The sequence below is a fragment of the Burkholderia sp. Se-20378 genome (assembly GCF_017104665.1).
GTDB lineage: Bacteria > Pseudomonadota > Gammaproteobacteria > Burkholderiales > Burkholderiaceae > Burkholderia > Burkholderia lata.
On sequence record NZ_JAAGPG010000453.1, the window covers coordinates 1 to 6,792 of the forward strand.

Genomic DNA, 6,792 nt, shown 5'->3' on the forward strand with positions numbered 1-6,792 from the left:
CGGGCGGAGGGCACGAAGAACAGCGAGCGGGTGACGGCGGGGCTGTAGTCGGGCGGGCGGTGGTAGTGGCCGGGCGGGCGGCCGACGAACATGTTCTCGAGCATCTGCTCGATCGGCGCCGGCGAGCGCGCGTAGCCGATGAAGTAGGTGCCGAATTCGCCCGCGCCCGGGCGCCCGAACGGCATGTTGTCGCGCAGGATCTTCACTTCCTGGCCGTCCTCGTCGAGCGTGGTCAGCGAGCTGTGCGAGCACGACGGTTTCACGTCCGGCGCGAGCTCGATGTCGGACAATTTGGTGCGGCCGATGATGCGCTCCTGCGTCTCGACCGCGAGCGCGTTCCAGCCGGCCATGTCGTGCAGGTACTTCTGCACGATCACGTAGCTGCCGCCGGTGAATTCCGCGTCTTCGTCGCCGATCACCGTGAAGTCGACCGCCTCGCGGCCTTCCGGGTTCTCGGTGCCGTCGACGAAGCCGATCATCGCGCGCTGGTCGAAATTGCGGAAGCCGTGCACCTCGTCGACGACCGTGACGGCATCGCCGAGCGCGCCGAGCAACTGCGTCGCGAGTTCGAAGCACAGGTCCATCGCTTCCGCGCGAATGTGCAGCAGGATGTCGCCCGGCGTCGCGACCGCGACGCGCTGCCCGGCACCGAATTCGCGGAACGGATGCAGCGCGGCGGGGCGCGGGTTGCCGAACAACGCATCCCACGCGTCGGCGCCGAAGCCGCATACGCAGGTGAGGTTGCCGCCCGGCACGCGCTTGCCGACCGAGCGTACGAGCGCGGCGATGTCGCCGCACCAGGAGCGGATCGTGTCGGCGTGATCGGCGCCGGGATTGATCGTCGCCACGAGGAAGATCGCGCTGCGCGTGATCGTGCTGTGAACGTTCTGGGAGAGCGGGGGAGGTGTCTGCATCGTGGGCTGCCGGTCAGTCATGTCGGGACGGAAGTGCCGTGCCGCGCGAAGGCGAACGGTTGAACTGTGTCATGCGACTGTTCTCTTTGTGTCATGCGGATGAAGGACATTGCGCGGACATCGCGCAACGGGCCGCAGCGGTGGCGGCCGGCCGCACGGTGCGTACCTGCCCGCACCGCGTAACGTCGTCGAGCAAGCAATCTAGCAGCTTCGGCCAGTCTTTGGAACACGTATCGCCAAACTGTCATGCGAATGCGTCAAACAGGGCCGGATTTTGGGCGGCGCCCGCGCAGCTGTACTCCTGGCGCCTGCAGCGCTGTGCTCTTGAGCGTGCGTGCCGCGTGCAGTAGATTAGGTCCCGCTGCGCCCGCCGACGAGGAGCGTCATCATGAACCTGCTGGAAGCGATGCGTGTGTATGTCGCGGTGGTCGAGCACGGCGGCCTGGCCGGTGCGGCGTCCGAGCTGCAACTCGACGAAACGCAGGTGAGCGAACGGATCGACGGCCTCGAACGGTATCTCGGCTGCCGCCTGCTGCTGTGCCGCGACCACGACGACGTTGCCTGCACCGATGCGGGCGACGCGTTCCATGTGTGCTGCCGCCGGACGCTGTCCGCGGTCGAGCAGGCGACCGGCGCGGCCGGCCTGCATGGGCCGGATCTGCCCGACGCGCACGCCACCGTGCATGCCGCCGCGCGCGACGCGACGTTCCCGCCGCCCGGCGCCGTTCAAGCATCATCACCGCGACTGTCACCTTGAATACGACCACGCTTTCCTGCTCGCCGGCCGAGCGCATTCGCCGCCGCTTCGGCCATTTCCTGCACGCCGCCGAACTGGCCGGGCTGATCGTGATCGGGCTCGCGACCGAGTTCGCGATGGCGCAGGAAGCGTGGAAGGTCGTGCTCGCGGGTGAAGTGTCGCTGACCGACCTGCTGCTGATGTTCCTGTACCTCGAAGTGCTCGCGATGGACGTGCGCTACCTGCGGCTCGGCCGGTTGCCCGTGCGGTTTCCGCTGTTCATTGCGATGACGTCGCTCGCACGCGACCTGATACTGCGCGGTGCAACCGACAGCCCCGAGCGGATGTTGATGACGACCTTCGGGATCGTGCTGCTCGCGGTGGGCGTGCTGATCCTGAGTTTCGGCCAGCATCGCTTCCCGGCCGACGTCGCCGATGTCGAGGACGATGCGCATGCGCGCAGGTAAGGAAGAACGAGCGGCAAGCCGCATGCATGGTCGATGTCTCTGCAAGGAGGGTGCCGGATGAACACGCATTCCGTCGAAACGAAACAGGCGATCGAACTGCAGCACGCGGCGTCGGACGCCTACCGGCTGGCGCGCGACACGCGCGATGCCGATCCGGCGCTCGCACGCGCGCCGTCCGTCGCCAGGCTGCAGCGGGAGGCTGCGCACGCGTACGCCGATGCGGCGCGTGCACGCGTGGCGGCCACCGGCATCTGAATCGAACCCCGGCATGCCGCATGCGGTGCGGCGGCCGCCACTGACCATCCAACCGAGCGAGGTGCGCATGACCAAGCAACTGATCGTCGCCGTGTTCGACAGCGTCGACACGGCCCGCCAGGCCGCGAACGATTTCGAGGCGCTGTCGGAGAAGAACGAAGGATTCCACGTCGAGAACGGGGTCGTCGTCGAGAAGGACGCGACCGGCAAGCTGGCGGTACTCCACGCCGAATCGCGGCCGCTCAAGGGCGGTGTGATCGGCGCGATCGCGGGCGGTTTGCTCGGCCTGCTCGCCGGGCCGCTCGGCGTGGTCACCGGCATGGCGGCCGGCGCGGGGGCCGGCATTCTCGCGGAAGCGGCCGGCAATGCGCTGCTCGACGGCACATTCGTCGAGACGATTGCGGCACGGCTCGTGCCCGGCAGCGTCGCGGTCATCCTGGAAGCGAAGGAGGACACGCCGTTCTCGGTCGACAACGTCGTGACGGGATTCGGCGGCAAGGTGTTCCGCCAGACGCTCGATTGAGCGTGTCGTTGTCGAACCGCAACAGGAGAACCGCATGCGCATCGAACAATCGTACCGGCGCTTCGACATCGCGGCGACGCTGTCGCCGCTGCCCGGCAACGGCAACCGCGCAATCGCGGTCGTCGACGTGACGACCGACGATCCGGCCCGCATCGCCGATCTCGGCACCGGGCAATTCCTGCAGATCCGCAAGTGGGTCGAGTCGAACGACATCGCATTGCTGACGGTGGTGTTCGACGAATGCAAGGTCGCGATCGATCACTACGCGGACAACGTCGACGACGCTTGAGTGCACGCGGGGCCCGCGCATGACCGGGCTTCGCTTGGCCGCCGCCCGACGGCCATCGGCCAACCGCGCCGACGCGCGCCGGCACCGCGCCCGGTGAATGGTTGCCGCGCGATCGCGCGGGGCCGCGCCGTGGCGTTCGAATCTGTTCACCACGCCGGCCCGATTTCACGTTTCCTCGCCAAACTGTCACTTACATTCGTCGAAATGACGCAGTAGGATGCCGAACCTTGTCTAGATGAGATTCGCATTGCTATCCGCCTTCAATTTCGATAACGGACGAGGTTCGCACCGGGACACCCGCGCCCGGCCACGGCTATCCGGCTTCGTGCAACGGCGCGGCCATGCCGCCCGCGCAGCGCACGCCGGTTCACCGCTGGCGGGGCGAGGCGGATGAAGCTCTACGAGAAATTTGCAAACGACATAGAGAGACTCATCCGGCAGGGCGTATATCGACACGGCGATCGTGTGCCTTCGGTGCGGCAGGCGAGCCAGCAGCACCGGATCAGCATCACGACCGTGCTGCACGCGTATCTGCTGCTGGAAAGCCGCGGGCTGCTCGAAAGCCGGCCGCAGTCGGGCTATTTCGTGAACTTGCGGCGCGACGACAGCCATGCGCCGGTGCGCGAGCTGCGTCCGTCGAAGCCGATCGCGATCTCGTCGTCGGTCGACGTGAGCCGGCTCGTGTTGTCGACGCTGCGCTCGATCGGCACCGACGACGCAGTGCCGCTCGGCTCGCCGTATCCGGACCCGAGCCTGTTTCCGTTCGAGAAGCTGAACCGCTATGCGTATGCGGCCGGCCGCGACAAGTCGCTGTGGGGCGTGACGGACGGGCTGCCGCCCGGCCATCCGCGCTTGATTCGGCAGATCGCGCGCCGCTACCTGGAAAACGGGATGTCGGTGGACCCGAACGAGATCATCGTGACGGTCGGCGCGACGGAGGCGATCAACCTGTGTTTGCAGGCGGTCGCGAAGCCCGGCGACACGATCGCGGTGGAATCGCCGACGTTCTACGCGATGCTGCACGCGATCGAGCGGATGGGGATGAAGGCGATCGAGGTGGCGACGCATCCGGAATACGGGATCGACATCGCCGCGCTGGCCGCGATCGCGAAGTCTCAGCCGATCGCCGCGTGCATGGTGATGCCGAACTTCCAGAACCCGCTCGGCTTCCAGATGCCCGATGAGCGCAAGCGCGAGCTGGTCGAGTTCGCCGCGAAAGCCGATCTGCCGCTCATCGAGAATGGCGTGTACAACGAACTGTACTTCGGCAACATGCATCCGAGCACGCTGAAGTCGTTCGACCGACACGACATCGTGCTGCATTGCTCGTCGTTCTCGAAGAGCCTGACGGCTGCGTACCGGATCGGCTGGGCGCTGCCGGGCCGCTATCGCGAGCAGGTCGAGAAGCTGAAATTCCTGAACACGCTCGCGACGCCGTCGCTGCCGCAACTCGCAATCGCGGAGTTTCTCGAACGTGACGGCTACGAGCATCACCTGCGGCGGATTCGCAAGGCCTACGCGCAGCAGGCGAACCTGATGCGGACGATGGTGTCGCGGTTCTTCCCGGAGGGCACGCGCATCTCGAGCCCGGCGGGCGGGTACGTGCTGTGGATCGAGCTGCCTGCGCAGGTCGACGCGATGCGGCTGTACCAGCTCGCGCTGGAGCAGGGGATCACGATCGGGCCCGGCTACATGTTCTCGATCACGGACAGCTACCGGAATTTCATCCGGCTGAACTACAGCAGCCCGTGGTCGCCGGAGATCGAACAGGCGGTGATCACGGTCGGCAAGCTCGCCGCCTACTGCGTCGACTGAACGGCCCGCCGCGAGTCGCGCGTCGCGTCACGTCAGCCGGTATGACTGCGCGCCCGTTCCCGCGAGCGTGCCGCCGTCGACGATCAGGTATTCATTGCGAATCGGCTTGCCGTCGAACCAGCATTGCAGGATCTCCAGCGTGCCGGCCGCGTAGCGTGCCTGCGCGGACAGCGACGTGCCGGAGATGTGCGGAGTCATCCCGTTGAACGGCATCGTGCGCCACGGGTGGTCGGCCGGCGCCGGCTGAGGAAACCACACGTCGCCGCCGTAGCCCGCGAGATGCCCGGACGTGACCGCATTCACGACCGCGTCGCGGTCGACCAGCTTTGCGCGCGCGGTGTTGATCAGGTACGCGCCGCGCTTCATGCGCGCGATCATCGCCGCGTCGAACAGGTGCTCGGTCGACGGGTACAGCGGGATCTGCAGGTTGACGATATCGACGGCGCTCGCGAGCGACGCGGCATCGGCGTGATACGTGAGCCCGAGTTCGTGCTCGATCGATGCATCGAGCCGGTGGCGCTGCGTGTAGTGCAGTTGCAGGCCGAACGGCTTCAGCCGGCGCAGCACGGCGAGCCCGATGCGCCCCGCGCCGACCGTGCCGAAATGCATGCCTTCGACGTCGTAGCTGCGCGACACGCAATCGGCGATGTTCCAGCCGCCTTGCTGCGCGATCGCATGCGACGGCAAGTAGTTGCGCACCAGCGCGAGCGTCGTCATCACCACGTGCTCGGCCACGCTGATGCTGTTCGAGCCGGTGACTTCGGCGACGGTGATGTGCGCGCGCGCGGCGGCGTCGAGATCGACGTGATCGGAGCCGATGCCGGCCGTCAGTGCGAGCTTCAGCTTCGGCGCGCGGGCGATCCGTTCGGCCGTCAGGTACGCGGGCCAGAACGGCTGCGAGATCACCACGTCCGCTTCGGGCAGCCGGCGCTCGAATTCGGAGTCGGGGCCGTCCTTGTCGCTTGTGACGATCAGCGTGTGGCCGTGCGCTTCCATGTAGCCGCGCAAGCCGAGCGCGCCGGATACCGAGCCGACGAGTTCGCCGGGCTGGAAGCCGGGCGGGCCGGCCGGCGTCGGCGCGGTTTGGCCGTCCGCGTAGTGCGTGATGACCGGAATCGCATCGCGTACGTAACGCGGCGGATAGCCGTCCACGGGATCGGGGTAGAGCACGCACAGGACGGTGGCCATCGGGTAGCACTCCGGGTGATGGGGGGAAGGCGCGCGGCATGCGGATTGCGCAGGACGCGGCGACGGGTGCGGTACGCGGCGGGTGTGTTGCGCCGCAACGTTGGTGACGTTCTACGCCCGTCATGGATCGCACGCAAGCTACAGTGCGTGTTTGCGTGCGCTGCGGGGGCGTCTGTACCTGTTCTTTTCATGAGGGACGCCGATAATGGGATCGTTACCTCACTCTGCGGGAGCGACGTCATGTCCGGAAGCGATTCCTCGTCTTCACGTCCCGATCTCACGCAAGGCATCGCGCTCGACGATCTCCCCGACGGTGCAATGATCGAGGGCCATGTCGGCGATGCAGCGGTGCTGCTGGTACGCCGCGCCGACGAACTGTTTGCCGTGGGCGCACAGTGCCCGCACTACGGCGCGCCATTGGCCGACGGCCTGCTGGAAGGCGACACGATCCGTTGCCCGTGGCATCACGCGGCGTTCTGCCTGCGCACCGGCGAGCTGCTGCGCGCGCCGGCACTCGACGGGTTGACGTGCTGGCGCGTCGCACGATCGGCAAAGCGTCCTGTCGGGAAAGAGTGAGGGCAAACGAGTAGATCTCGCTGGACGCC

8 protein-coding genes and 1 pseudogene are annotated in these 6,792 nt (G+C 67.0%); 7 read left to right on the top strand and 2 right to left on the bottom strand.

Features of this window, described 5'->3' with window-relative positions; all coding sequences use genetic code 11:
- Nucleotides 1-935: Dyp-type peroxidase (locus G3N93_RS30970; RefSeq protein WP_206134664.1), on the bottom strand; the 935-nt coding region annotated here is incomplete at its 3' end.
- 367 nt (nucleotides 936-1,302) lie between these two features.
- Between G3N93_RS30970 and G3N93_RS30975 the strand changes: the two genes are divergently transcribed.
- From G3N93_RS30975 to G3N93_RS31000, 6 genes are all read left to right on the top strand, one after another.
- A complete protein-coding gene (locus tag G3N93_RS30975) occupies nucleotides 1,303-1,671 on the top strand; it encodes a LysR family transcriptional regulator (protein ID WP_206134665.1) in 369 nt (122 codons plus the stop codon).
- Nucleotides 1,668-2,117: a phosphate-starvation-inducible protein PsiE gene (locus tag G3N93_RS30980; RefSeq protein ID WP_206134666.1), complete on the top strand. Its 450-nt coding sequence runs from the start codon at nucleotides 1,668-1,670 to the stop codon at nucleotides 2,115-2,117. The genes G3N93_RS30975 and G3N93_RS30980 overlap by 4 nt, the downstream gene beginning before the upstream one ends.
- 57 nt (nucleotides 2,118-2,174) lie before the next feature.
- The gene (locus tag G3N93_RS30985; RefSeq protein WP_174932809.1) at nucleotides 2,175-2,372 is read left to right on the top strand and encodes a hypothetical protein; all 198 of its coding nucleotides are present in this window, start codon (nucleotides 2,175-2,177) and stop codon (nucleotides 2,370-2,372) included.
- Between the two features lie 67 nt (nucleotides 2,373-2,439).
- On the top strand, nucleotides 2,440-2,895 hold the full coding sequence (locus tag G3N93_RS30990) for a DUF1269 domain-containing protein (RefSeq protein ID WP_206134667.1): 456 nt from the start codon (nucleotides 2,440-2,442) through the stop codon (nucleotides 2,893-2,895).
- A 34-nt stretch (nucleotides 2,896-2,929) separates the two neighbouring features.
- On the top strand, nucleotides 2,930-3,184 hold the full coding sequence (locus G3N93_RS30995) for a hypothetical protein (protein ID WP_174932813.1): 255 nt from the start codon (nucleotides 2,930-2,932) through the stop codon (nucleotides 3,182-3,184).
- 390 nt (nucleotides 3,185-3,574) lie between these two features.
- On the top strand, nucleotides 3,575-4,999 hold the full coding sequence (locus tag G3N93_RS31000) for a PLP-dependent aminotransferase family protein (protein ID WP_174932815.1): 1,425 nt from the start codon (nucleotides 3,575-3,577) through the stop codon (nucleotides 4,997-4,999).
- A 27-nt stretch (nucleotides 5,000-5,026) separates the two neighbouring features.
- Here the strand turns inward: G3N93_RS31000 and G3N93_RS31005 are convergent, their stop codons facing one another.
- The gene (locus G3N93_RS31005; protein ID WP_206134668.1) at nucleotides 5,027-6,187 is read right to left on the bottom strand and encodes an NAD-dependent formate dehydrogenase; all 1,161 of its coding nucleotides are present in this window, start codon (nucleotides 6,185-6,187) and stop codon (nucleotides 5,027-5,029) included.
- A gap of 240 nt (nucleotides 6,188-6,427) precedes the next feature.
- Here G3N93_RS31005 and G3N93_RS31010 point away from each other — a divergent pair.
- Nucleotides 6,428-6,751: pseudogene (locus tag G3N93_RS31010) on the top strand (Rieske 2Fe-2S domain-containing protein); the annotation flags it as partial.
- Between the last annotated feature and the right edge of the window lie 41 nt (nucleotides 6,752-6,792).